This window comes from Nocardia brasiliensis NBRC 14402 (assembly GCF_000308475.2).
Lineage (GTDB): Bacteria > Actinomycetota > Actinomycetes > Mycobacteriales > Mycobacteriaceae > Nocardia > Nocardia brasiliensis.
Genome location: NZ_BAFT02000062.1, coordinates 23,271 through 48,439, shown reverse-complemented (window position 1 = coordinate 48,439; position 25,169 = coordinate 23,271). Strand labels below are relative to the sequence as shown.

General features: G+C 69.6%; 16 protein-coding genes and 2 pseudogenes. 10 read left to right on the top strand and 8 right to left on the bottom strand.

All coding sequences use genetic code 11. The features are described from left to right. Positions 1 to 46 precede the first annotated feature (46 nt). A complete protein-coding gene (locus TY25_RS20705; protein ID WP_042258783.1) occupies positions 47 to 2,641 on the bottom strand; it encodes a LuxR C-terminal-related transcriptional regulator in 2,595 nt (864 codons plus the stop codon). Next, positions 2,634 to 4,373 carry an Hsp70 family protein gene (locus TY25_RS20700; RefSeq protein ID WP_042258542.1) on the bottom strand — a complete coding sequence of 580 codons (1,740 nt, stop codon included), beginning with the start codon at positions 4,371 to 4,373 and terminating at the stop codon, positions 2,634 to 2,636. Before TY25_RS20700 ends, TY25_RS20705 begins: the two co-directional genes overlap by 8 nt. Before the next feature lie 294 nt (positions 4,374 to 4,667). On the opposite strand from TY25_RS20700, the gene TY25_RS40660 reads away from it, so the two are divergent. Genes TY25_RS40660 through TY25_RS20685 form a run of 3 tightly spaced genes read left to right on the top strand, consistent with a single transcriptional unit; the run spans position 4,668 to position 9,921 of the window. Continuing rightward, on the top strand, positions 4,668 to 6,470 hold the full coding sequence (locus TY25_RS40660) for an IniB N-terminal domain-containing protein (protein ID WP_146154122.1): 1,803 nt from the start codon (positions 4,668 to 4,670) through the stop codon (positions 6,468 to 6,470). A 47-nt stretch (positions 6,471 to 6,517) separates the two neighbouring features. Beyond that, complete coding sequence (locus TY25_RS20690; RefSeq protein WP_042258540.1) at positions 6,518 to 8,380, top strand: dynamin family protein; 1,863 nt, start codon at positions 6,518 to 6,520, stop codon at positions 8,378 to 8,380. Further along, a complete protein-coding gene (locus TY25_RS20685; protein ID WP_042258539.1) occupies positions 8,377 to 9,921 on the top strand; it encodes a dynamin family protein in 1,545 nt (514 codons plus the stop codon). The genes TY25_RS20690 and TY25_RS20685 overlap by 4 nt, the downstream gene beginning before the upstream one ends. 35 nt (positions 9,922 to 9,956) lie before the next feature. On the opposite strand, the gene TY25_RS20680 is transcribed toward TY25_RS20685, so the two are convergent. Continuing rightward, the gene (locus tag TY25_RS20680; RefSeq protein ID WP_042258537.1) at positions 9,957 to 10,541 is read right to left on the bottom strand and encodes a TetR/AcrR family transcriptional regulator; all 585 of its coding nucleotides are present in this window, start codon (positions 10,539 to 10,541) and stop codon (positions 9,957 to 9,959) included. A gap of 74 nt (positions 10,542 to 10,615) precedes the next feature. Here TY25_RS20680 and TY25_RS20675 point away from each other — a divergent pair, with 74 nt between their 5' ends. Next, positions 10,616 to 11,854 (top strand): FAD-dependent monooxygenase, encoded by a 1,239-nt coding sequence (locus TY25_RS20675; RefSeq protein ID WP_042258535.1) that lies wholly within the window; start codon positions 10,616 to 10,618, stop codon positions 11,852 to 11,854. 37 nt (positions 11,855 to 11,891) lie between these two features. On the opposite strand, the pseudogene TY25_RS20670 reads toward TY25_RS20675, so the two are convergent. Beyond that, positions 11,892 to 13,092 (bottom strand): annotated as a pseudogene (locus TY25_RS20670) (zinc-binding dehydrogenase). Positions 13,093 to 13,154: 62 nt separating this feature from the next. Beyond that, positions 13,155 to 13,601, bottom strand: a complete 447-nt coding sequence (locus tag TY25_RS20665) for a winged helix-turn-helix transcriptional regulator (RefSeq protein WP_042258534.1) — start codon at positions 13,599 to 13,601, stop codon at positions 13,155 to 13,157. Positions 13,602 to 13,684: 83 nt separating this feature from the next. Here TY25_RS20665 and TY25_RS20660 point away from each other — a divergent pair, with 83 nt between their 5' ends. After that, on the top strand, positions 13,685 to 15,130 hold the full coding sequence (locus TY25_RS20660; protein WP_226887135.1) for an MFS transporter: 1,446 nt from the start codon (positions 13,685 to 13,687) through the stop codon (positions 15,128 to 15,130). Positions 15,131 to 15,200: 70 nt separating this feature from the next. On the opposite strand, the pseudogene TY25_RS20655 reads toward TY25_RS20660, so the two are convergent. Further along, positions 15,201 to 16,801: pseudogene (locus tag TY25_RS20655) on the bottom strand (FAD-binding oxidoreductase). Positions 16,802 to 17,274: 473 nt separating this feature from the next. Here TY25_RS20655 and dnaK point away from each other — a divergent pair. From dnaK to TY25_RS20625, 5 genes are all read left to right on the top strand, one after another. Next, the gene (gene dnaK / locus TY25_RS20645; protein ID WP_029896915.1) at positions 17,275 to 19,122 is read left to right on the top strand and encodes a molecular chaperone DnaK; all 1,848 of its coding nucleotides are present in this window, start codon (positions 17,275 to 17,277) and stop codon (positions 19,120 to 19,122) included. Further along, complete coding sequence (grpE, locus tag TY25_RS20640; RefSeq protein ID WP_042258530.1) at positions 19,119 to 19,766, top strand: nucleotide exchange factor GrpE; 648 nt, start codon at positions 19,119 to 19,121, stop codon at positions 19,764 to 19,766. Before dnaK ends, grpE begins: the two co-directional genes overlap by 4 nt. Before the next feature lie 48 nt (positions 19,767 to 19,814). Further along, positions 19,815 to 20,975, top strand: a complete 1,161-nt coding sequence (gene dnaJ / locus TY25_RS20635; RefSeq protein WP_014988846.1) for a molecular chaperone DnaJ — start codon at positions 19,815 to 19,817, stop codon at positions 20,973 to 20,975. Then, complete coding sequence (locus TY25_RS20630; protein ID WP_042258528.1) at positions 20,975 to 21,382, top strand: heat shock protein transcriptional repressor HspR; 408 nt, start codon at positions 20,975 to 20,977, stop codon at positions 21,380 to 21,382. Before dnaJ ends, TY25_RS20630 begins: the two co-directional genes overlap by 1 nt. Before the next feature lie 552 nt (positions 21,383 to 21,934). Continuing rightward, the gene (locus tag TY25_RS20625; RefSeq protein WP_042258527.1) at positions 21,935 to 23,104 is read left to right on the top strand and encodes an FAD-binding oxidoreductase; all 1,170 of its coding nucleotides are present in this window, start codon (positions 21,935 to 21,937) and stop codon (positions 23,102 to 23,104) included. A gap of 93 nt (positions 23,105 to 23,197) precedes the next feature. Here the strand turns inward: TY25_RS20625 and TY25_RS20620 are convergent, their stop codons facing one another. Together TY25_RS20620 and TY25_RS20615 are read right to left on the bottom strand one after the other, a co-directional pair. Beyond that, positions 23,198 to 23,980 carry an FAD-binding oxidoreductase gene (locus TY25_RS20620; RefSeq protein WP_042258524.1) on the bottom strand — a complete coding sequence of 261 codons (783 nt, stop codon included), beginning with the start codon at positions 23,978 to 23,980 and terminating at the stop codon, positions 23,198 to 23,200. Between the two features lie 14 nt (positions 23,981 to 23,994). After that, on the bottom strand, positions 23,995 to 25,152 hold the full coding sequence (locus TY25_RS20615) for a globin domain-containing protein (protein ID WP_029896903.1): 1,158 nt from the start codon (positions 25,150 to 25,152) through the stop codon (positions 23,995 to 23,997). Positions 25,153 to 25,169: the final 17 nt, after the last annotated feature.

Here is a 25,169-nt window from a genome sequence, read left to right as displayed (position 1 = left end):
TTCGGCATCCGGCTGACGAATCCGCACTCTGTGCACCAGTGCTGGATCACACCAGCAGTGAGCCGTGTCCCATGGCACGGAGCATCGACAATAGCTCCGATCGGGACCGCGCACCGATCCGGCGTCGAATACGGGCGACATGATGCTCCACGGTCTTGGCAGAAATGTACAGACGTGCGCCGATCTCGCGGTAGGTGAGGCCGAGTAACACCAGTTCGGCGACTTCGCGTTCGCGCTCACTGAGGATCGCGGCCGGCTCCCCGACCGCCGGATCGGGGACAGGCGGCGTGCCCTCCCGCACCACGGGTTGCGCCGGCGCGACGCTCGGTTCCTGCGGCTTCGCGTCGGCGCGGACCGTACGGGCCAGTTTGAGCAGCGCGGTGGCGGTGGCCGAATCGGCGGCGCCGAGTGCGGCCTCGCTGGCGAGGCGGGCGGCGTCCCAGGTCATGCCGATCTCGCTCAGCCCGGCCACGGCCGTCGCCACCGGCGCCGCCGAGACCTGTCCGCGCAGCACGAGCACCCAGGTGCGGCCCGCATCGGCGAGGATCGCGGCGTGCCGGTCGCCCGCCTCGGCGGCCGCCTTCAACGCCTTGGCGTGCGGCAGCAGTTCCTGCGGGCTCTCATGCAGGATCGCGGCCTGCACCCCGTACCAGTGGAAGGCGTTCGCCCAGGCCGGAGGTTCGGCCACCCGGCGCAGCAGCGCGAGCGCGGCGTCGACCAGCGGCGCGATCCGGCGTTCGTCGCGTAACCGGATGCCCGCCAGCCACAGCTCACCGATCGGCAGCAGGGTGAGCAGGTCGGTCTCGACGTCGTCGAACATCGGATGCGCGGACTGCCAGGCCCGGGCCAGCGCGACGTGGTCGCCGGTGCGCCGGGCCAGGCCGACGGCGACACCGTGCGCGAGCAGCCGGTCGCGCGGGTCGAGCGAATCGTGTTCGAGCGTGGCGACGGTGGCGGCCGCGGCGCGTTCGTCGCCGCCCAGCATCGCCGTCCAAGCGGCGAGCACCTGCAGTTGATGGCAGCGCAGGCCGCTGGCCGTGGCGCGGCGCAGTGCGTCACCGGCCCGGCGCGGTTCCCCGGTGCCGAGGCACAGCAGCGTCGCGATGGATACCGCGGTGCACGGGAGGAAGCGGTCGACACCGGAGTCCGCGTGCGCGGCCTGCACGAGCGCGGAGACCGCCGCGGCGGAGCGATTCGCGGATCGCGGTGCTACGTCCGGGGTTTCGTGCCCGGTCAAGGTGTCCGCGAGCGCGCCCGCGATCAAGCGGGCGTGCGCGGTGGCCTCGGTCGGCGGCCACTGGGTCGCCGAGGCGGACATCTCCGCCGCGCCGGCCACGTCGCCCGCGAGCGCGAGCACAGTGGCGCCGACCGCCCAGTCCGCGCCGACCCGCTGCGCGCCGAGCCACGAATACAGTTGTGCCGCACGGGCGACCAGTCCCCGCCGGGTCAGCACGGCGGCGCAGATCCGCACCGCGTCGGCGAGTTCCGCGCCCGATACGCCGGGGCGGGCGAGCACCGGTTCGGCCAGGCGCATGGCGGTCTCGCCGTCGCCGTTGCGCCCCGCGGCCTCGGCCCAGCGCAGCGCAATACGGTCCGGGTCGGCACCGGTCGCCGCGGCCGCCGCGTAATAGCGCACCGCCTCCCGGCCCGCCTTTTCCGCTGCCGTGGTGAGGAATTCGGCCAGGCGCGGGTCGCGCACGCCCGATTCGGCCAGCAGCAGCGCGGTGTGGTCGCGCAGCAGGCCCGCGTCCAACCGCGCGCCGAGCAGTTTGCGCTGCACGCCGACGAACCGGCGATCGCCGAGCAGGGTGCGCAGCGGTCCGACCGCGGGCGTGAGCAGCAGATCCGCGTCGGTGACCAGGGCGCTGGCCCGGGCTCGATCGATGAGGTGCTGCGCGGCAACGGGTTCCACGCCCAGCACCTCGGTGAGCTCGCTGGCGTCCAAGCCGGTGCCCGTGGTGGCGACCACGAGGGTCTCCAGCAGATCCGGCTCCAGGTTGTCCAGCAGGGCACGGGCCCACGCGGCGACGGCGGCGTCCACCGCGCCGATGCCCGCGTCCAAGCGGGCCGAGCAGGCGGCGCTCAGCGCGGCGACGACGCCACCGCGGATGCCGTCGGTCTGGCGGTGGATGTGCTGAGCCACCTGGCGCGGCACCATCATGCCGAGTTCCCGGGCGAACGGCGCGATATCGGTGACGCCGAGCGCGCGCAGCTCGACGACCCGGCCGCGCCGGGCGACGGTGTCGGCCAGGACGCGCAGGCGCGGATCGTGCGGCCGCTGCTGGGTGGCCAGCACCACCGTGCGGGTTCCGGATTCGATGGCGGTGCAGAGGAAGTCGAGATCGGACCGGCTCAGCGTGTGCGCGTTGTCGATGACCAGTGCCGGGCGGGGCGTCGAGGCCGTGCGGGTGCTGAAACCGTTGCCCGCGACGGGTGTCGCGTCCGCGGTCTCGGCGACCAGCGCGTCCTGTAGCGGGATGCCGCGGGCCCGCAGCCTGGTGCGAATCTCGTTGAGCAGGGTCGACTTACCGGTCTGCGAACGGCCGCGGATGAGATAGACGATCGGCTCCCGATCGGCGGTCTCGAGCTCCCGCAGGATCTCCCGCGCCGAGGGCAGGGTGTCGAAGGCGATATCAGCCACCGTTTCCTCCGAGGATCTGGCCGGGCGCACGCAGGACGGTGCCGACCGTGCCGCCGACCTGATCGACGGTGTCGTTCAGAACGCCGGTCGGCAGGCTCGGCACGGTGGGCGCCGTCGGCGGCTGCGGCTGCGGGCCGGGACCCGGCGCCGGAGCAGGGGCCGGCTGAGGTTGCGGGGCCGGTTGTGCCGCACCGGGTTCCGCGGGCGGCGCGGCGGGCTGGCCGGCGGCGGGCTGGCTGTTCACCACGGCGACGGTGGTCGCCGCCGGTGTGCCGGGCTGCCCCGCCTCGGTTTTCGGGCGATTCGCGGTCGGGGACGCCGGATCCGCCACGGCGACCGGCGCATTCGGATCTGTGGCGTCGCCCGGCGGGGCGCCGACCGTGGCGGCGATCTCGCCGGCGCGTGCGGGCGTCGAGGTGTTCGTGGAACCCGGATTCGACTGAATACCGGTGCCGATCGCGACGGTGCCGGTGGCGAGCAGGCCGAGTACGACGACCGCGCCCGCGACGACGGCGAGCCGTCGCTTGCCGCCGCGCGCAGCGGCGGCCGCTGTCGGCAGGGACGGTGTCGCCGAGGCAGCGGCAACCGCGGGCGTGGCCGAAAGTGCCACCGTGGGCAGCTCTTCGGTACTCGAGCCGATCGAGGCGGGAGGTGCGGCGGGCACCCGGGTCGCGGCGTCCGCCAGGTCCGCGGCCAGCAGTGCGGCACCGCGTGCGCTGGTCTGCGCCGGCGCGGGCGCGGCCAGCACCGGGAGCCCGAACTCGGACGAGATCAGTTCTGCGACCAGCGGTATCGCACCGCCCCCACCGGTGAGCAGCACACCGCCGATATCGCCGATCGCCAGCCCGGCCCGGTGCACCGCGTCGCGGACCAGATCGGTCGAGCGCAGCAGCGGCGCGCGGAGCAGATCCTCCAGCTCGCCGCGGACCAGCCGCACATTGCTGCTGTGCGCGTCCGCCGGATTCAACCGCACCCGCACCACCGTGGCGGTATTTATCGACAGCTCTTCTTTCGCCGTCCGGCAGCGTTCGCGCAATGTCGCCAATTCGCGTTCCACCGCCGGGTCGAACGGATCCAAATCATTTGCGTCCGTAACGTTTGCCAGCACGTAGCGCATGGTGAGCAGATCGAATTCCGCACCGGCGATGTCGGTGCTCCGCAGCGGTGCGCCGAGCAATCCGGCGTGATCGCCGGTGCGCAACACCGAGACGGTGAGGCCGGTGGCGCCGAGGTCGTACACGACCACCGCGCCGTCGGCGCGCGGACCGTGGGTCGCGGTGAGCCAGCGCAGCGCGGCGAGCGGTTCCGGCACCAGGGTAACCTCGCGCAGACCGGCCCGATCGAAGGCGGCGCGCTGGATGTCGACGGTGTGCCCGGACCACCACGCCGGGTGGCAGGCCACGGTCGAGCCCGGCGGGCGCGACCCGGCGTCCATCTCGTCCATCAGGCACGTCACGGCGGCCGCGACGAGGTCGGCGGCCGAATGCGCGGTGCCGTCCTCGGCGAGCATGTCGACCGGATCGCCGACCCGGGCCAGGAACCCTTCGAGCAGGACCTCGCGGGAGTGCCGTCCCTCGCCGGCCGCGGTGGCGCCGAGGGCGGGCGGTGCGCCGGCGCTCAGTCGCAGCACGCTGGGGCGCGTGCACACGCTGTCGCTGCCCTCCCCCGCTGCCGCCACGGCGACCGAATTCGACGCTCCGACAGTGATGCCGAGCGCCACACGCTGTGTCATTCGTGAACCCCGTTCGAAAACTCTGTGGTCGGGTCTCGCTGCTGTGTAGTCCGGGTGCGAAAGGCAGTGCGGGCACGCCGATGCATCAGTTGTTTCGGTAGCTGGCGGTCCGCCGTTACCTGCGTGGGGGAACTCGCGGGGAAATTCCCCTAATGCCGAGGCCGCCCCTAACGGCCGCGGTGGGGGAGCAGTAGGGGTCGGCCCCGTTCCGCGTAACGAGTTGCGCCCCTAGCGTGAAATTCATTCCAACGACGCGGATCGTGAAGGTCCGCCAGCTCTCAGGAGATGTTTCCGATGACACCCAACGCGATTCTCGAGTTCATCCTGAATTTGCTTCGCGATCACGAGGCGGCGGTCGGCTACTGCGCCAACCCGACAGAGGCGCTGGTGGCCGCGGGTTTGCCTGCGGTGACACCGGAAGACATCGCCGCCGTCGCCCCGATGGTCGCCGAGTCGGCGCTGGTCGCCGGCGGTTCCCAGCTGTCCGCGATCGTGGCCGCGGGCGCCCAGACCGGTGTCGCCGCCGGGCTCGGCGCGGCGGGCGCAGTCGGGGCTGCGGCGGCCGCCAACGCGGGGCTGAACGTCGGCGCCGACCTCGGCCTCGATCTCGGCGGGCAGGTCGGCACCGGCATCGATGTCGACGCCGGGTTGCACACCGCGATCGACACCGGTTTGCAGATCGGCGCGAATATCGGCGCCGGACTGCAGACCGGACTGGAGACGGCCGCGAACGTGGGCGCGGACCTGACCGGCGCCCTCGGCGGCGCCCTGGGCGCCGGTGCGCAGGCGGTCACCGGTCTCGGCGCGGGCCTGCAGGTCGGCGCGGACCTCGGCACCGGACTGCAAGGCGCGGTGAACAATGCGTTGCACCTCGGGACCGGGCTGGAGACGAGCCTGTCCGCCGGCGTCGGCGGTGCGCTCGACGCCGCGGCCGGGTTGCAAACAGGTGTGGGCAGCCAGCTCGGCGCGGATCTGAATGCCGGATTGCAGGGCGCGGTGAACACCGCGACCGATCTGTCCGCCGGACTCGGCGGCGCGGTGAACGCCGCGACCGGCCTCGGCGCGACCGTGGGCGCGGATCTCGGTACGGGGCTGTCGACCGGCTTGAACGGCGCGGTCGGCGCGGCCGGCGACCTGTCAGCCGGGCTCGGCAGTACCGTCGACGCCGCGGCGGACCTGTCCACCGGACTGACCGGCAATGTATCCACCGCCCTTGGCGGCGTGGGGAATTCGGCTGCACAGATGAGCGCCGGCCTGGGGACGGCTGTGGATGGTTTGGTGCAGGCGGGTTCCGGTCTGGAGACCGGACTGTCCACCGGCCTCGACGGTGCGTTCGGCGCCGGTGCCGAACTCGGTGCGGGCCTGGACACCGGACTGGCCACGAGCATCGGCGCGGCGGCGGACGCGAGTGCCGGACTCGGTGGCGGTCTCGCCGCTGGCCTCGACGGTGCCGCCGGCGTCGGCGCGCAGGTCGGGAGTGGTCTCGAAACTGGTCTCGACGCAGGGTTCGATGCCGGCGCGCAGGTGGGCAGTGGTCTCGAAACCGGTCTCGGCGCGGGGCTCGACGCCGGTGCGCAGGCGACTACCGGTCTGGAGACCGGGCTGTCCACGAGCCTCGGATCGGCTGCTGATCTCGGCGGTGAACTGTCCGGCGGCCTTGGCGGGGCGGTGGATTCCGCCGCGGGACTTGGCGGCTCGCTGGGCGGTGCGGTGGATGCCGGTACGAATCTTGGTGGTTCGCTGGGCGGTGCCGTGGATGCCGGCACGAATCTTGGTGGTTCGCTGGGCGGCACTGTGGACGCGGGCACGAATCTTGGTGGTTCGCTGGGCAGCACCGCGCAGGGTGCGGTGGATTCTTCTGCGGGACTCGGTGGTTCGGTCGGTTCGACGGCGCACGGCACGGTGGACACGGCGGCCGGGATCGATGGAAGTGTCGGCTCCACGGCGAATACCTGGTCGTCGCTGGATGTGTCGAGCGCGTTCGGTTCGGGACTGGACAGCTCCAGCGACACCGGACTGTTCGCCGATACGCACGCGAACACGGATCTGACCGGCGCCGCGGGCGCGGATCTCGGCGGCGACGCACTGCTGCACTGATCGCACCGAAAACCGTTCCGCACCAATCGAAAGAGGTCCAGTCCGCGATGGGGACGCCAACACCGAACGCCACACCACCGGCGGTACCGCTGCTCGCGGTACTCGGCGAAACCATCGCGGCGGCGCGGGCGGCGGGCCGCACCGATCTGGTGGGGACGCTCGAGGTGGCGGCCGAACGGGTCCGGGATCCGCGGCGGCGCATCATCGTGGCCGGCCAGCTGGACCAAGGCAAGAGCCGGTTCGTGAACGCGCTGCTGAACCTGGATATCTGCCCGGTGGGCGACGACGTGACCACCACGTTCACCACGGTGCTCGCACACGGTCCCGCACCGAAGGCGGAGCTGGTGCTCACCGCCCCCGGCGGCGACGCGGGCGGCCCGGAAACCCGGGTCGCGGTGCCGATCGGCGAGATCGGCGGGTTGTCCGCGCGGTCGCCGCTCGCGCAGGGACGCCGCATCCTGCGGTTGGAGCTCGAGGTGCCCAACCCACTGCTGGCCGACGGCATCGTGCTGGTCGACACGCCGGGCGTGGGCGGGCACGGAAGTTCTTACGCGGCAAGTGTCTTGGGCATGGTGCCGGCCGCCGACGCGGTGCTGGTGCTCTCCGACGCGTCCACCGAACTCACCGAACCGGAACTCGCCTTTCTGCGGCAGGTCCGCGAACTGTGCCCCACGGTGGCGCTGCTGGTCACCAAGACCGACCTCTATCCACACTGGAGACAGGTGTACGAGGCCGATCGCGGGCATCTGGCCAGGGCCGGCGTGGACGTGCCGATGATCGCGGTGTCGTCGCTGCTGCGCAGCCACGCGCTGCGGTTGCAGGACCAGCAGCTCGGCCTCGAATCCGGTTTCGGACCGCTCTATCAGTTCCTGCGTGAGCAGGTGGTGGCGCGCGACCAGCTCGCCACCCGGGCCACGGTTGCGCGCGATATCCGCGCGGCGGCAGAGCATTTGGCCCTAGCGCTGGGCAGTGAGCTGGTCGCGGTGCGCGATCCGGCGCGCGGTGCCGCCGCGGTGCGCGAACTGCAGGCGGCGCGCAACTCGGCGCAGGAACTGCAGCGCCGCACCGCCGCGTGGCAGCAGACGCTGGCCGACGGGATCACCGACCTGGCCGGCGATGTGGACCACGATCTGCGAGATCGGTTGCGCGGCATCGCCAGAACCACCGAGGAGTGGATCGACGAGCACGATCCGGGCCGGCACTGGGACCGGATCGCCGAACATCTCACCGGCACCATCGATACCGCGATTGGCGACAACCTGCTCTGGACGCACGCGCGGGCGCTGCAACTCGCGAAACGGGTGGCCGAGCACTTCACCGAACTCGGCACGGTCGAACTCCCGCAGGTGCACTCGGACGCCGCCGAGGGCGCGCACGCGAGCGCGGGCACCCTCGCGGAGCTGGAACCCGATATCGGCTTCGGCAGCAAGCTGCTGGTCGGCATGCGCGGGTCCTACGGTGGCGTGCTGATGGTCGGCCTGGCCAGCACCTTCGCCGGGCTCGCGCTGTTGAACCCGATCTCCATCGGCGCCGGACTCGTGGTGGGCGGCAAGGCATTCCGGGACGACAAGCAGGCCCGGCTCGGTCGCCGCCGCAACGAGGCCAAAGCCGCCGTGCGCCGCTTCGTCGACGATGTCGCGTTCCAGACGGGCAAGGAGTCCAAGGACCGTCTGCACCGCATCCACCGAGCACTGCGTGACCACTACGCGGGCATCGCCGACCGGAGCCTGCGCTCGATCGACGATTCGCTGCGCGCCGCGCAGGAGGCCGCGACCATGGCGAATACCCGCCGGGCCGAACGCTGCACGGTGCTGGAACGTCAGCTCCGAGTGGTCGCCGAACTGAACAGATACGCGGAGGCGATGCAGGCCGCGCTGCCGGGTGCGCCCGTCGGTACGGTTGCCTCGTGACACGAGAGGTCGGCGCGGCACCGGGAATTGTGGCCGAGGCGCATCGTCTGGTCGGCGCCGCACGGGCGGCCCTCGCGAGCGAGCCGCGGCCGCGGGCCCTGCTCGCCGACTGCGCGCGGCGGCTCGACCAGCCGTTGCGTATCGCGCTGGCCGGATCGTTGAAGGCAGGCAAATCCACGCTGCTCAATTCGCTTGTCGGGCAAGACATCGCACCGACGGACGCGACAGAGTGCACCCGGGTGGTCACCTGGTACCGCTACGGGTCCACACCGAGCGTGACGGCGCACGCGGGTGACGGCGCGCGCGCCAACGTGGTAGTGCGCCGCGGCAGCGGCACCCATGGGCTGACCTTCGACCTGGATCGGTTGCGCTGGAACGCGCCGGCGCCGCGCGAGGTCGACCATCTCGAGGTCGAATGGCCCGCAGCGGCGCTGGCGCACACCACGATCATCGACACCCCGGGCACCTCGTCGCTGTCGCGGGAGGTCTCGCAGCGCACGGCTCGGTTGCTCACCCCCGGTACGGAAACGGCGCACGCCGCGGCGGGACCGGCGATCCCCGGCGCCGACGCGGTGGTCTACCTGCTCCGCAGGCTCGACGCGGCCGATGTCCACTTCCTGGAGCGGGTCGGCGCCGGAACCGGTGCGGCCTCGGGTGTTCCGGGCCCGCTCGGCGTGGTCGGCGTGGTCTCCCGGGCCGACGAAATCGGGGCGGGCCGGATCGACGCCTTGCATTCGGCGCGCGATGTCGCCACCCGATTCGCGGGGGAGCTGGAGCGTACGGGCCTGTGCCAGGCGGTGATTCCGGTCGCGGGTCTGCTCGCCTTCGCGGCCGCGACACTGCGGCAACAGGAGTACGCCGCGTTCGAAGCGCTCGCGGGTGTGCCCGTCGAGGAGTTGAGCGCGGCCCTGCTGTCCGCCGACCGCTTCGCCCGGCCCGATATCGCGCTGCCGGTGCTACCCGAGGTCCGAGCGCGGCTCGCGGAGCGGTTCGGGCTGTTCGGCATTCGGATGGCGGTCACCCTGGTGCGGCTCGGTGTGCGCGATTCGGCCACGCTGGCAACGGAATTGACCGCGCGCAGCGGTGTGGACGAGTTGCGCTCGGTGCTCGACGTGCAATTCGGCCAGCGGGCCGACCAACTCAAGGCGCACTCGGCGCTCACCGCGCTTGCCCGGGTGCTCACCGCCTACCCGGGCAGCGAGGCCGACGCGTTGCTGCCGCGCGTGCGCACACTGCTCGCCGACGTGCACGGGTTCGCCGAGCTGCGGCTGCTCGGGCGGCTGCGGACCGACGAATTGTCCTTACCCCCCGCCGATCTCGCGGAACTGCACCGCCTCATCGGCGGCTCGGGTGTCGCGCCGCACCTGCGGCTCGGGCTGCCGGTCGACGCCGCTCCCGCGACGCAACGCGCGCAAGCCATGGCCGCGGTCCGCAAATGGCGGGCGCGCGCCCGGCATCCGCTGGCCGATCAGTTCACGACGACGGCGTGCCTGACAGCGGCTCGCAGTGCCGAAGGAGCGCTGGGCGTCCTGTCCGGGTAAGCCGGATCAGGCAGCGCAGCTGAGGTTTTCGCGGCTCATTCGGTGATCTCCCGGATCGCCGCGGCCAAGTCGGCACCGGAGGGCGCGTGCTCGGGGTCGATCAGACACTGGGCCGCCAGGCCGGTCAGCAGGATCTGGTAAAAAGCGCCGAGCGCCTGCGCTTTTCGCGGGTCGGCTGCGTCGGAGTCAGCCTCGGTGCCGGCATCGGCCAAGAGATAGGCGAGACCGCCACGGGCCTCGGCCATGCGGGCCGCGAGCTGGTCCTTGGTCGCCGGATCGTGTCCGGCCTGGGCGATGGTGTCGAACGTGGCCGCCCAGAGCCCGCGATGGGTACCGATCGAGTCGATCACCGCGCTCCAGCTCGACGCGAATCGATCCAGCGGTGCGCTGTCCGGCCGGCGTGCCTCGGTGAGCGCGCGCTCGAGTTCCACGCCCCACTCGCGGTTGGCTTCGGCGAGGGCCTCGTTCAGCAGGGCCTCTTTGGAACCGAAGTGGTAGCCGATCGCGGCCATGCTCACCCCGCCGGCGGCGGTCGCGATATCGCGCACGGTGGTGCGGGCGTAGCCCTTGTCGAGCAGGCAGCGGCGAGCGCCGGCCAGTAGATCCTCGCGGTTTCCCATGCTGGTCAGGTTAGCGCAGGCGCCTTAGGCATACGTCTTGTGCGTTTGCCTAAGACAAATGTACAGTTCTGCGCATGAGTAATCCTCAGCCTCCGCGCAACCGGAACGTCCTCATCTCCGGCGCGAGCATCGCCGGGCCCGCGCTGGCCTTCTGGTTGAACCGCTACGGTTTCGCGCCGACCATCGTCGAGCGCGCGCCCGTCCTGCGCACCGGCGGTCAGGCCATCGACGTGCTCGGTACCGGCACCGACGTGGTGCGGAAAATGGGCCTGCTGGACCAGGTGCTCGAGTCGAGCACCGGTAAACGCGGCACCTCCTACGTCGACGCGTCGGGCAGGTCCCGCGCCGATATCAGCAGCGAGATGTTCAACGGGGTCGGCGCGCACGGCGACACCGAGATCCAGCGGGGTGATCTGGCGCGGGTGCTCTACGACGCGACCCGCGACGATGTCGGATACCTGTTCGGGGACAGCATCACCGGGCTCACCGAGGATGCCGAGGGCGTGCACGTCACGTTCGCCCGTGCCGAGTCACGCACCTTCGATCTGGTGATCGGCGCCGACGGCGTGCACTCGAACACCCGCTCGCTGGTCTTCGGGCCGGAGCGCGAATTCCTCCGGCACATGGGCTATTACATCGCCATCTTCACCACCCCGAACCTACTCGAGCTGGATCACTGGGAACAGGACTACAACGTCCCCGGCAAGATCGCGGGCAGTTACAGCGCTCGCGAAAACACCGAAGCGAAGGCGGTTTTCGCGTTCGAATCCGGTCCGCTCGACTACGACTACCAAGATGTCGCGCAGCAGAAGCGGATTCTCGCCGAGACCTTCGCCGGGGTGGGCTGGGCGGTGCCGCGCCTGCTCGCCCACCTCGACGCCGCCACCGACTTCTATTTCGACGCGATGGCGCAGATCAAGATGGACGCCTGGTCGAAGGGGCGGGTGGCGCTGGTCGGCGACGCGGGGTACTGCGCCGCACCGCTGTCCGGTCAGGGCGCGAACCTGTCACTGGTCGGCGCCTACGTCTTGGCCGGCGAACTAGCCGCCGCCCGCGGTGACCACACCGTTGCCTTCGCCCGCTACCACCAGGAGATGCGGCCGATGGTCGAGGCCTGTCAACGCTTCGCCGAAGGCGTCGGCAAATGGTATGCGCCACCCACCAATTCGCTGATCCGCCTCCGCAACCTCAACGTCCGCCTCCTCCCTTACCTCCCCTGGCGCGCCCTCATCGGCGGCGCACCCCAAAAGGTCGCCCGCACCATCCCCGCCAAGAACTACCGCGCCCACGAACTCGTCACGCCGCCGAACTGACCGACATCTCCACATGCAGCCCTGCGGCCGTCACCATTCAGCTCAGCCGCATTCGGTGATCCTCGGTCGGTATGGATTCGGGTTGCGTGGCTGTGCTTTTGGGGTCGATGAGGATTTTGGCGTGGTGGTTGGGGGTGGCGAGGGTGGTGAAGGCGGCCTCGATGCCGTCGAGGCCCACGGTGCCGGTGATCAAGGGGGAGGGGTCTACTTTGCCGTCGGCGAGCAGGTGCAGGGTGTCGCGGAATTCGCCGGGGTCGTAGCCGAGGACGAAGTGCAGGTCGAGTTCCTTGTTGATGGCCACGGCGGGGTGGATGCGGTCGGCTTCCATGCAGACACCGACCACGACGATGCGGGAGCGCGGCGGTGCCGCGGCGAGCACTCCGTCGAGAATTCCGGGCACGCCGACGCATTTCGAAGATCACCGGGCCGGAGGGGCCCGCGTCGAACTTGTCCGCGAGCCGGAAAACGTACCACCAGGGCAGTTTCGGCACCCGGCGCAGCCGCTCCATGGTGTCGAAGCCGAGATCGAGGATGTCGGTGACGCCGACGATGCGCCCCCGTTTCGGTGCCGCGGTCCACGGCGACTCGACGGCCGGGTCGACGACGATATCGGCACCGCAGGCCCGCGCGAGATCCCGGCGCCGGGGCGAGAAGTCGCCGGCGATCACTGTGCGCACGCCCGCCGCCTTCAGCATGCAGATCACCGCGAGGCCGATCGGTCCGCAGCCGATCACGAATGCGTTCTGCCCCTTGCCGACTCGGCCTTTGCGGACCGCGTGCCAGGCCACCGCCATCGGCTCGGTGAGCGCGGCGTGCTCGGCGGAGAGCCCGTTCGGCACCGGCATCGTCATCGATTCCTGGACCACCACCTGTTCGGCGTAGCCCCCGGGTGCCGCCGCCGACAACCCGGTCAACTCGGATTTCTTGCCGTGGCGCACGATCGGCAACGCCACCACGGGCGTGCCGGTCCGCCAGCGCTTCCGGCAGTCCGGCCCGTATTCGACTACCTCGCCGCTGAATTCGTGCCCGAGCACGACTCGCTGGGTCGACCGCATGAACCCGGCGTAGCCGGTGGCGTCGGCCAGGTCGGCCATGGTGTCGGCGTGGGCGCGGGCGTGCAGGTCCGAACCGCAGATGCCGCAGCGGGATACCTCGATCAGCAGCTGGCCACGGCCCGGTACCGGCGTCGGCAGATCGGTGACCTCGAATTTCGTCTCGGTGACGACGGCGGCGCGCATGGGCGGACTCCTCGGGTCGGCGGCGGGTCCACGCTACTGCGTCGCCCTGTCCTCGGGAAGGTTCAGCGGGCGGCGGTCAGTTCCCCTTCGGCGGCGGTGCGTCGGTCGTAGGCGTTGCGGGCCGCGACGATCTCGGGCTGATGGGTTTCGGTCCAGGTGACCAGCGCTTTGATGGTGGTGTGCAGGCTCGCGCCGAGCGGGGTCAGCGCGTAGTCCACCCGCGGCGGCACGGTGGGGTAGACGGTGCGTTCGACGAGCCCGTCGCGCTCGAGGTGGCGCAATGTGCGGGTGAGCATCCGCTGGCTCACCCCGTCGATCTTGCGTTTCAGCTCGGTGAACCGCAGGCTCTGCTGATCCAGCAGCGCGATCACCAGCAGCGACCATTTGTCGGCGACGCGGTCGAGGATCTGGCGCACTTCGCAGTCGACGCGAGTGTCCCACTGGTAAACGTCGTAGTCGGCGTCGGTATCCCCGCAGTCCCCGGGTGACTTCAAAGTGCCGTCTTCCATGGTCGTCGATTCTGCCGGAAACTGGCTCTCGGTATCAAGAGGTAACCGACCCCACTGTGGGGAACCGAAATTGGGGAGTCGTGATGGTGAAAGCCAGAGCCGCCGAGGTCTTTACGGAGATGAACGGCCGCGCCTGGGGCGTGCTCGCGGTGTTGTGCGGCGCGATATTTCTGGAGGGCATCGACGTCGCGATGCTGAATGTGGCGTTGCCGTCGATCCGGGCCGAGCTCGGGCTGTCCACCGGCATGCTGAGCGGGGTGGTCTCGGCGTACGTGCTCGGCTACGGCGGTTTCGTCCTGCTGGGCGGCCGGGCCGCCGACCTGCTCGGCCGCAGGCGGATGTTCCTGTTCTGGTTGACCGTGTTCCTGGTCTTCTCCGGGCTCGGCGGTTTCGCCACCACCGGCTGGATGCTGTTGACCGCGCGCTTCGTCACCGGAGTGGCCGCGGCGTTCCTCGCTCCCGCCGGACTGTCGCTGATCACCACGAATTTCGCCGAGGGGCAGGTGCGGGACCGGGCGTTGGTGGTGTACGCCGGTATCGGCGCGGGCGGTTTCACGCTGGGCATGGTGGCCGGCGGCCTGCTGACCGCGCTCGGCTGGCGCTGGGTGTTCTTCGTGCCGGTCCTGGTCTCGGCGTTGCTGCTCGCCGCCGCGTATGTCCTGGTCCGGGATTCCGGTGTGCCGCAGCGGGTTCCCGGGCTCGTGGGCTTCGACCTGCTCGGCGCGCTGAGCGTGACCGGTGCCATGCTGCTGCTCGTCTACGGTGTCGTCCGCCTGGAGCATCTCGCTGACGGACCGGTGCTCACCGGGGCGGTCTTCGCGGCCGGGTTCGCGGCACTCGCCCTGTTCGTCCTGAACGAACGCCGTGCGGTAGCACCGTTGGTCCGCCTCGGCGTACTGCGCTCGGTGTCGTTGGTGCGCACGAATCTGGTGGCCGTGCTGTTCATGGGTGCGTTCATGGGCTTCCAGTTCGCGGCGACGCTGTACTTCCAGGAGCTGCGCGGCTGGTCCACGGTGCAGACCGGTCTGGCGATGGCGGTGCTCGGCTTGGACGCGGTGGTCGCGCCGCTGCTGACGCCGTGGCTGGTACGGACATTCGGCACCGGGCGGGTGATCTTCGGCGGCGCGGTGCTGGCGGCGCTGGCCTACCTGCTGTTCTTGCCGAGCGGACTGGACCGGGCCTACGTCGCCCTGCTGCCCACGCTGCTGTTGATCGCGCTGGCCTTCGCCCTCGTCTACGGTCCGCTGACCATCGCGGGCACCGATGACATCGCCGCGGAGGAGCATGGCTTGGCGGGCGGATTGCTCTACACCGCAATTCAATTCGGCGTCGCGCTGGGCGTCTCCGTGGTGACCGCGGTGAATGTCGCCGCAGTGGATGCAGGCAAGGTCGGCATGGACGCGCTGCGCACCGCTTTGATCGTGCCGGTGATCGCGGCGATCCTGGCGGGGGTGGTCGCCGCAACCGGCTTGCGCCGCAACGCAAAGCCCGCGGTCGTGCCGAACCCGGAACAGCTCGTGCACGTCTGAAGCGTCCGAAAGAGCAGGCCGGAGTGGACAACCCACTCCGGCCTGCGCGCGTGCGCGGGACGGCGGCGGTTCAGATCAGGACGCCGGGATTGAGGATGCCCGCCGGGTCGAGAGCCGATTTGGTCGCGCGCAGGGCGAGGGCGAACGGTTCCGGCCGCTGCCTGTCGTACCAGGGGCGATGATCGCGGCCCACCGCGTGGTGGTGCGTGATGGTGCCGCCGGCGGCCGAGAGCGCCTCGGAGACAGCGGCTTTGATGTCGTCCCACTGGGCGAGCGTGCTACCCCAGCGGCCTGCGGCGTAGACGCCGAAGTAGGGCGCGGGACCATCCGGATAGACATGGGTGAACCGGCAGGTGAGCACGCCGGTGGCGCCGACGGCGCGGATCGCCTCGTTCGCCGCCGTCGTGACCGCGTCCTTCAGTTCCTCGAATGCGTCCCAGGTGCAGGCGGTTTCGAAGGTCTCGGTGATCATCGACTGGGCGGCGAGCGCGTCACGCTGGTACGGCATGCGCAGGAACGACGAGCGCCAGGTGTCGGCGGCCCCGGCCCCGTCGGTGTGCGCGTCGGAATCGGTGTAGCGCACCGGCTCCGGCAGCGTGCCGCCGTGCGCGCGCACAATATCGACGGCCCGCTCCATCCAGGGCCGGGTCGGGTGGTCCGCGGATTCGAAGCCGAGTACCAGCACGCCGCCCGCCGTCGCCGCCCCCGCGTTCAGGAACGCCTCGGCGGGGTCGAGCAGACGGCAGTTCGTCGGGTACAGCGCGGACTGCGCGATCGCGCGGGTGGCCGCGACCGCCTTGGTGTAGTCGTCGAAGTGCACGGAGCCGTTGCGCGCCAACGCGGCCGGTCCTGCAGTCGCAGCCAGGCCTCGGTGATCACGCCGAGGATGCCCTCGGAGCCGAGGAACAGCCGGTCGGGGGCGGGCCCGGCCCCGGACCCGGGCAACCGGCGCGATTCGCTGACCCCCGCGGGCGTCACCACCCGCATGGCTTCGACGAGATCGTCGATGTGGGTGTAGAGCGTGGCGAAGTGCCCACCGGCCCGGGTGGCCAGCCAGCCGCCGAGCGTGGAGAACTCGAACGACTGCGGGAAGTGCCGCAGCGTCAGATTCGCTTCGCGCAGTTGGTCTTCCAGAGCGGGGCCGAGTACTCCGGCCTGAATGCGGGCCGCTCGGCTGATGTGATCGATCTCCAGCACCCGATCGAGCGCGCCGAGGTCGAGGCTGATCGCACCGGAGAAATCGCCGTCCAGCCGCGGCTCCACGCCGCCGACCACGGAAGTGCCGCCGCCGAACGGGATCACGGCGACGCCGGAGCGGCTCGCCCAGTCGAGCACGTCGACGATATCGGCCTCGGTGCGCGGACGGATGACGAGGTCGGGCGGTGCGCCGATGTCGCCCATCAGGTTTCGCACCACATCGCGGAAGGCTTGGCCGTGTGCGTGTGCCGCGCGATCGGCCGGATCCGCCGACGCGAGGTCCGCGAGCGCGTCCGGCACGGTGATCCGCGGCGCGGGCAGCGCGAGCGATTCGATCGAGGGCGGTTCGTGCGCGGTGAGGTCGGCGTCGGGCAGGATGGCCGCGACCCGCCGGGTCAGCGCCGCTCGCTCGGCTCCCTCGACCGCATCCTCGACGTTCCCCCAGCCCCACCACGATCGCGTCTTCGCCGGCACACCGACTCCTTCCCGCCGGGCTCGGGCCCGTCGCGCGGCTATTGCACCACGGATGCGCGTCCGGCGGCGGTCGCCGTAGGCGCCGGTAACCCCTGCTCAGGGGGGCGCCGTTATCGGTAAGTGCTGGTAGGCGGGGGTGCCGGGGACGAGAATGGCGGACGGACGAAATTCGTGCCGGTGTTCGGGAATGATCCGCGCCGGTCGTCCGTTGAGCTATTGAGCAACGTTGAGTGTGTCGGACTCAAGTTTGAGTTGACCCGGGCGATGATCGGGTGCAGGATTGAGTCGACCACGCTCAGCGTAGCGACTGCTCGCAGGTCGCTCGAAAGGGCCTGCGTTGCTGGGACCGTGCTCCGTCAGGTGCTTGGGGCGAGGTCTCGCGGCACGAACAGTCCCGATGCGGACATCCGGCCGCAGGGCGACAGCCCGCCCAGGCACCGACACCTGTAGGTACGTCAATAGGAGGAACCACAATGGCTCGTGCGGTCGGAATCGACCTCGGGACCACGAACTCGGTCGTCGCCGTTCTCGAAGGCGGAGAGCCGGTCGTCGTCGCCAACTCGGAAGGATCGCGCACCACCCCGTCGATCGTCGCGTTCGCGAAGAACGGCGAGGTGCTGGTCGGCCAGCCGGCGAAGAACCAGGCCGTCACCAACGTCGACCGCACCATTCGCTCGGTCAAGCGCCACATCGGCACCGACTGGACCGTCGAGATCGATGGCAAGAAGTACACCCCGCAGGAAATCAGCGCGCGCACCCTGATGAAGCTGAAGCGCGACGCGGAGGCCTACCTCGGTGAGGAGATCACCGACGCGGTCATCACCGTGCCGGCCTACTTCGAGGACGCCCAGCGCCAGGCCACCAAGGAAGCCGGCCAGATCGCCGGCCTGAACGTGCTGCGCATCGTCAACGAGCCCACCGCGGCCGCGCTCGCCTACGGCCTGGACAAGGGCGACAAGGAACAGACCATCCTGGTCTTCGACCTCGGTGGCGGCACCTTCGACGTCTCGCTGCTGGAAATCGGCGAGGGCGTCGTCGAGGTCCGCGCCACCTCCGGCGACAACCACCTCGGTGGTGACGACTGGGACGAGCGCGTCGTCTCCTGGCTGGTGGACAAGTTCAAGGCCAGCGCGGGCATCGACCTGACCAAGGACAAGATGGCCATGCAGCGCCTGCGTGAGGCTGCGGAGAAGGCCAAGATCGAGCTGAGCTCCTCGCAGAGCACCTCGATCAACCTGCCCTACATCACCGTCGACGCCGACAAGAACCCGCTGTTCCTCGACGAGCAGCTGACCCGCGCCGAATTCCAGAAGATCACCTCGGACCTGCTCGACCGCACCCGCGCGCCGTTCCAGTCCGTGATCAAGGACGCGGGCATCAACGTGGCCGATATCGATCACGTCGTGCTCGTCGGTGGCTCCACCCGCATGCCCGCCGTCTCCGACCTGGTCAAGGAACTGACCGGGGGTCGCGAGCCGAACAAGGGCGTGAACCCGGACGAGGTCGTCGCCGTCGGCGCCGCCCTGCAGGCCGGTGTGCTCAAGGGTGAGGTCAAGGACGTCCTGCTGCTCGATGTCACCCCGCTGTCGCTGGGCATCGAGACCAAGGGCGGCGTGATGACCAAGCTCATCGAGCGCAACACCACCATCCCGACCAAGCGCTCGGAGACCTTCACCACGGCTGACGACAACCAGCCCTCGGTGCAGATCCAGGTGTTCCAGGGTGAGCGCGAGATCGCCTCGCACAACAAGCTGCTCGGCTCCTTCGAGCTGACCGGCATCCCGCCGGCCCCGCGCGGCGTGCCGCAGATCGAGGTCACCTTCGACATCGACGCCAACGGCATCGTGCACGTGACCGCGAAGGACAAGGGCACCGGCAAGGAGAACACGATCAAGATCCAGGACGGCTCCGGCCTGTCCAAGGAGGAGATCGACCGGATGGTCAAGGACGCCGAGGCGCACGCCGCCGAGGACAAGGCCCGCCGCGAGGAGGCCGAGACCCGCAACCAGGCCGAGTCGCTGGTGCACCAGACCGAGAAGTTCATCAAGGACAACGAGGACAAGGTCCCGGCCGAGATCAAGACCAAGGTCGAAGCGGCCATCGCCGAGGCGAACGAGGCGCTCAAGGGCACCGACATCGCCGCGGTCAAGGCGGCCGTGGAGAAGCTGGCGACCGAGTCGCAGGCGCTGGGCCAGGCGATCTACGAGGCGTCGGCCAACGAGTCCGCCGCGTCGAGCAACGGCGCCTCCGCGACCCAGGACGATGATCAGGTCGTGGATGCCGAGGTCGTGGACGAGCCGGTCGACACGGAGAAGAAGTGACCAACGGCAAGCATTCGGAGCAGCGCGACACCGAGCAAGAACCGATCACCTTCGTGGACAACCGCAAGATCGATCCGGAGACCGGCGAGGTTCGTGAGCCCGCGGCGGAGGCCGCCGCGGGCCCCGAGGCCGGGAACGGGGCGGCGGCCGAGGCTCCGGCCGACGCCGCCGGCGGTGAACTTGCCGAACGCACAGCCGATCTGCAGCGGCTGACCGCGGAGTACGCCAACTATCGGCGCCGCGTCGAACGCGATCGCAAGACCGCGATCGATGCCGCCAAGGCGGCCGTGGTCACCGAATTGCTCGGCGTGCTCGACGATCTCGATCGGGCGCGGGCACACGGCGACCTCGATGCCGGACCGCTCAAGTCGGTGGCCGACAAACTGGCCACCGCCCTGCAGAAGCAGGGTCTCGAGGAATTCGGTTCGGCGGGTGAGCCGTTCGATCCGACCCTGCACGAGGCCGTGCAGCACGAGGGTTCCGGGCATGAACCGGTGATCGGGTTGGTCATGCGCAAGGGCTATCGATTCGGCGACCGGGTGCTTCGGCACGCGCTCGTCGGGGTAACCGATGCGGTGGCCGAGCAGACCGGATCCGCGCAGACAGAGGCATCGGATGCTGATGCCGGTGCGAACAAACAATAACGGCGCGGCGCGCCGCAACCCCAGGACTGTGAGAGGAGGAGATATCCGGTGAGTCAACGGGAGTGGATCGAAAAGGACTTCTACAAGGAGCTGGGTGTCTCCTCCAGCGCCTCACAGGACGAGATCAAGAAGGCGTACCGCAAGCTCGCTCGCGACTTGCATCCGGATGCCAACCCCGGCGACAGCAAGGCCGAGGAACGGTTCAAGACCGTCAGCGAAGCGCACGCGGTGCTGTCGGATCCGGCGAAGCGCAAAGAGTACGACGACACCCGGAAGTTGTTCGCGGGTGGCGGATATCCGCGCGGCGGCGGGTTCACCCCCGGTGCGGGCGGCGGCTTCTCGCAGGACTTCAACATCGGTGACATCTTCGGCAACGCGAACGCGGGCGACGGTGGCCTCGGTGACCTGCTTGGCGGGCTGTTCAACCGGGGCGGCACGCGGACCGCGAGCCGCCCGCGCCGCGGGGCCGACGTGGAGACCGAGACGACCCTCGGTTTCCGGGAGGCGGCGCAGGGCGTCACCGTTCCGCTGCGGATGACCAGCCCGTCGCCGTGCACCACCTGTCACGGCAGCGGCGCCAAGCCGGGCACCAGCCCTCGGGTCTGCCCGCACTGCAACGGAACCGGCATCATCAGCCGCAACCAGGGCGCCTTCGGTTTCAGCGAGCCGTGCGATGACTGCCGGGGCACCGGTTCGATCATCGACGACCCGTGCGTCGACTGCCACGGCAGCGGCATCCAGAACCGGACCCGGACCATCACGGTGCGGATCCCACCGGGTGTCAGTGACGGACAGCGGATTCGGCTCGCCGGCCAGGGTGAGGCCGGGTTGCGCGGCGCGCCGTCGGGCGATCTGTTCGTCAGCGTGCACGTCAGCCAGGACAAGGTCTTCGGCCGCAACGGCGACGACCTGACCCTGGTGTTGCCGGTCAGTTACAACGAATTGGTGCTCGGCACAACGGTTTCCGTGCCGACCCTGGAGGGGCGCGTCGGCGTCAAGGTGCCGCCCGGCACCGCGGACGGCCGCATCCTGCGGGTGCGCGGCCGCGGCGTGCCCAAGCGCGGCGGCGGCGCCGGTGACCTGCTGGTCACCGTCAAGGTCGCGGTGCCGCAGAAGTTGGATGACAACGCGGCCGAGGCGCTGCGGCGCTACGCGGACGCGGAAAAGGCCAGCGGATTCGATCCACGGGCAGGATGGGCAGGTGCTTGATGTCCAATGATCCGAAGCGGGCGTCCGGTGGGGCGGCACGAGCCGAGTTCTTCATGATCTCGGTGGCGGCTCAACTGGCGGGCATGCACGCGCAGACGCTGCGCACCTATGACCGACTGGGACTGGTTACGCCACAACGTACTTCGGGCGGCGGGCGACGTTACTCGACCAGGGACGTCGAACTGCTGCGCGAGGTGCAGCGGTTGTCCCAGGACGAGGGCGTCAACCTGGCGGGCATCAAGCGCATCATCGAGCTCACCAATCAGGTCGAGGAACTGCAACAGCGCGTCGCCGAGCTGGCGGCCGAGCTGGATCGGCTGCGGGCGGGCTACCGACCCGATCTCTCGCCGCCGCAACGCAGTACCGCGCTGGTGGTGTGGCAGCCCCGTAATCGTCGCGGAAGCTAGATCTCGCGCAACAACGCTGAATACGGCTGGCTAACCATCGGGCCCCTTGTCCCGGCACACAATTCGTGTTCCGAGGTCAGGGGGCCCGATGGCGTTGCGGGAGCATCGTTCGCAAGGTTAGCCAAAGGTAAGCCGAGAGCCGGTGTGTAGCAGTGCTTCGCGCATTCGATCCGCGCGGTCCTGCTCCGCGCCGAATTTCACCGCCGACCCCCGCGGTCCGGCCGTGCCCGGCGTCTGCTCGGGTGACCAGCGGATGGTCCAGAAGTTGCCGCATGGTCGCTCCGGAGCCGAGTTTTTCAAAGTGGGCCTTGCAAATTCAGTGTATCTGTGACCGATTTCACCTGTTTTTACGGTCTTTCAGTATGTTTGCTCGGCGTTTCACGCTGCGGATCCTCGTTTCAGGGGAATTACACGCTTGATGTTTAAACGGAGGATTCCGTAGCTGGCAAACCTCGCATACACTCCTTGGCAACGGCTGCTGACGAGTGTCCCGCAGCACCTCACTCGCCGGCACAGCTTTGTGTTCGAGTGCGAAATGGGGTTGTGACACAAATGGATTCGCGGACTGTCGCTTTGATCAGAACGACGTTCAAGGCGGTTGCTGCGGAGGAAGGGGGGCAGGAGAAATTAGCGAGATCGTTCTATTCGATCCTCTTCACCGACTACCCCCAAGTCCGCGATTTCTTCCCGGCAGCCATGGACGCACAGCGTGATCGGCTTGTCAAGGCCATCGGCTACGCGCTGGACCGGCTCGAGGAGCCGAACAAGCTGTTGCCGTTCCTCGCCCAGCTCGGGCGCGACCATCGCAAATACGGTGTGCAGCGCGAGCATTACGCCGCGGTCGCCAACTCGCTGAAGACCGCGATGCGGCTCTACGCGGGCACCGAGATGTGGACCGACGAGGTGGACCGGGCCTGGGACGAAGGCCTGACGATCATCGGCGACACCATGATCGGCGCCGCGGAGAAGGAGACCACGCCGCCGGTCTGGACCGGCACCGTCGTGGAAAGCCGTGCGGTACTGCGCAATCTGTCCATCGTGCGGCTCCAGCTCGACCAGCCGATGCAGTACGCCGCGGGCCAGTACATGAGCGTGCAGGTGCCGTCGCGGCCCCGGATGTGGCGCTACATGTCGCCCGCCGTGCCGGCAAATGCCAACGGCGAGATCGAATTCCACATTCGCAGCGTGCTCGGTGGCTGGGTCAGCTCGGCCATCGTCGGCCACACCGCGATCGGCGACAAGTGGTTGCTCGGCGCGCCGCTCGGCGGACTCGGCATCCCGCGCAACGCGAAACGCAAGATGTTGATGGTCGGCTGCGGCACCGGTATCGCACCGCTGCGCGCCCAGCTGATGGCGATGGCGCAGCGCCGCACCAACCCGAAGGTGCACCTGTTCGTCGGCGGCCACCATCCGTGCGACCTCTACGATCTCGACACGCTCAACAGCCTCGCCGTCGCGAACCGATGGCTGACCGTGACGCCGGTGACCGAACACGAGGAAAACCCTTGGTGGTACCAGGATTCCGGCGCGCTGGCGCCGAACTGGACCGGTTTGGAGCCGCGCTTGACCGGCCAGATCGGCAAGGTGGTCGCCGGCTACGGCGCCTGGGCCGACCGGGACGTGCAGATCGTCGGTTCACCCTCGATGGTGCAGACCACCAAGTTCCGCCTGATGGCCGCGGGGACGCTCACCAAGAACATCCGCCACGACCCGCTGTTCTGACCGGCCGTCCGGGATTTCGACCCCTCCCGTAATCCCGGACCGGCCCGGAATCCGGCCGTGCCCAGTACCGCGGCCGGATTCCGGTCTCCGGGGTTACAGACCCTCGAATTGGATGCGCTCCGGCGGAGTTCCGGTTTCCAGCAGGCGGTCGACGGTCGCGCTGACCATCCGCGGCGACCCGCAGACCAGCACCTGGTGATTTTCGAAGGCGCCGTGCGAGCCGACCACTTCGGCGAGGGTGCCGAACAGCATGTCGTCGGGTGGGAAGCCGATGTCGACGCGGCTGTGCTCGTACCACTCGTCCACCCAGCTCGGGTCGTCCGGGCTCTCCACCACGGGAATGACCGTGAGCCAAGGCAATTCATCGGCGAGCAGGTACAGCATGTCGGAGGCGTAGAGCTCGCGCGGGGAGTGCCCGCCGAAGAACAGATAGGTGCGCGGCGGTTCCGGCGCCCGCGCCAGGTCCAGGATCTGCGCCCGCATCGGCGCGAGTCCGGTGCCGCCCGCGATCATCACCACCTCGTCGCCCTCGGGGTCGACCGTGAAACCGCCGAGGGGCGCCCGGATCTTCCACTCGTCGCCCGCTTTGGTGTCGGCCACGATCGAGCCGCTGCACCAGCCGCCCGGCACGGTGCGCACGTGGAACTCCAGCTTGCCGTCCAGCGAGGGCGGCAGCGCCGGGGACAACCGGCGCCGCATAGTCGGTTGCTGCGGCACCGTCACCTCGACGGACTGGCCCGCGACGAACGGGACGAACTCACCGATCAAGCGAATCACCGCCAGGTCGTAGCGGATTCGATGATGCCCGACCACGGTCGCGGTCCACTCGGGCGGCTGCGGTGCGCCGTTGCCACGCGCACCAGGGTCCCCCACCATTGGGGCCTCCTTCATCACACAGGATCGGAGCTGATGATGTGCTCCGGAGTACCGACCGCGATCAACGCCCGGCGGGTATCCGCGATCATCTTCGCCGATCCGGCGATCTGGATCTGCCGGTCCGCCCACGCGCCGAAGCTCGCGACCACCGCGCCCAGGTTACCGATCAACCGCCGATGCATGCCGTACGGCTCTTCCTGCGGCGGATGCGGATACCACCACGGGTTGGTCTTCTGTTCGCAGACCGGAACGATGGTGAGCCACGGATTGCTCTGCGAGAGCTGCCACATGTTCTCCACGTCGTAGAGATCGCAGGGGTAGCGGCCGCCGATGAAGAAATGCACCCGCGGGTTGATGCCCCGCTGGCCCATCTCGATCAGCTGGGCGCGCAGCGGCGCGATGCCGGTGCCCGCGCCGATCATCAGCACATCGCGGCCGCTTTCCCGATCCACGTGCAGGCCGCCGAGCGGGCCGGCGATCTGCCAGCGGTCACCGACCCGGGTCTCGTTGACGATGGCGGGGCTCACCCAGCCGCCGCGGATCTTGCGGATGTGGAATTCGATCTCGCCGTACGGGTTCGCGGGAATCGCGGGCGAGAAGTAGCGCCACATCTTGGGGCGCTGCGGCACCGTGAGCGGCACGTACTGACCGGCCTGGTACGGGATCGGGCTCTCGGACTGCAACCGCACGATGGCCAGATCCTCGAGCACCCGCCGGTGCCCGACCACGGTCGCCTCCCAGAACGGCTGCGATTTGTCGGAATTCGCGCCGATCGCCATGGACGCCGAGATCAGGATCGTGATGTCGCGCCAGCCCTCCTCCAGGCCGCGGTGCCAGGCGGCGCCGTTGTAGGCGCGGAACGCGGACAGCAGCGCGCGGCCCGCCGCGTCGTAGTGCGCCGCGTCGACGCCGTACTTGCGGTGATCCCGAGCGAGCTGCTCGAGGAACTTCTGCGCCCGTCCCCAATCCTCCAGATGGTCGAGCACATACTGGATCGCCGTGACGATCCGCTTCGCCTGCATGTCCATCGCAGGCGGGAAGAGCTCACGCAGTTGCGGGTTCTCGGCGAACAAATGACCGTAGAACGCACTGACCAACCGCTCGGGTCCGTTCGGCGCCTCGATCACCGAACGGAAGTTGGCGCGGACCAGCGCAGCCGAACGCGCATCCACGACGCGGTGTTTCCTTT

What these genes read in the sequence shown, in the direction of transcription:
- TY25_RS40660 (WP_146154122.1), top strand. Translation starts at nt 4,668, where the DNA reads ATGACACCCAACGCGATTCTCGAGTTCATCCTGAATTTGCTTCGCGAT.
- TY25_RS20690 (WP_042258540.1), top strand. Translation starts at nt 6,518, where the DNA reads ATGGGGACGCCAACACCGAACGCCACACCACCGGCGGTACCGCTGCTC.
- TY25_RS20675 (WP_042258535.1), top strand. Translation starts at nt 10,616, where the DNA reads ATGAGTAATCCTCAGCCTCCGCGCAACCGGAACGTCCTCATCTCCGGC.
- TY25_RS20700 (WP_042258542.1), bottom strand. Translation starts at nt 4,373, where the DNA reads ATGACACAGCGTGTGGCGCTCGGCATCACTGTCGGAGCGTCGAATTCG.
- TY25_RS20665 (WP_042258534.1), bottom strand. Translation starts at nt 13,601, where the DNA reads ATGGAAGACGGCACTTTGAAGTCACCCGGGGACTGCGGGGATACCGAC.
- TY25_RS20625 (WP_042258527.1), top strand. Translation starts at nt 21,935, where the DNA reads ATGGATTCGCGGACTGTCGCTTTGATCAGAACGACGTTCAAGGCGGTT.
- TY25_RS20620 (WP_042258524.1), bottom strand. Translation starts at nt 23,980, where the DNA reads ATGGTGGGGGACCCTGGTGCGCGTGGCAACGGCGCACCGCAGCCGCCC.
- TY25_RS20630 (WP_042258528.1), top strand. Translation starts at nt 20,975, where the DNA reads ATGTCCAATGATCCGAAGCGGGCGTCCGGTGGGGCGGCACGAGCCGAG.
- dnaK (WP_029896915.1), top strand. Translation starts at nt 17,275, where the DNA reads ATGGCTCGTGCGGTCGGAATCGACCTCGGGACCACGAACTCGGTCGTC.
- TY25_RS20660 (WP_226887135.1), top strand. Translation starts at nt 13,685, where the DNA reads ATGGTGAAAGCCAGAGCCGCCGAGGTCTTTACGGAGATGAACGGCCGC.
- TY25_RS20680 (WP_042258537.1), bottom strand. Translation starts at nt 10,541, where the DNA reads ATGGGAAACCGCGAGGATCTACTGGCCGGCGCTCGCCGCTGCCTGCTC.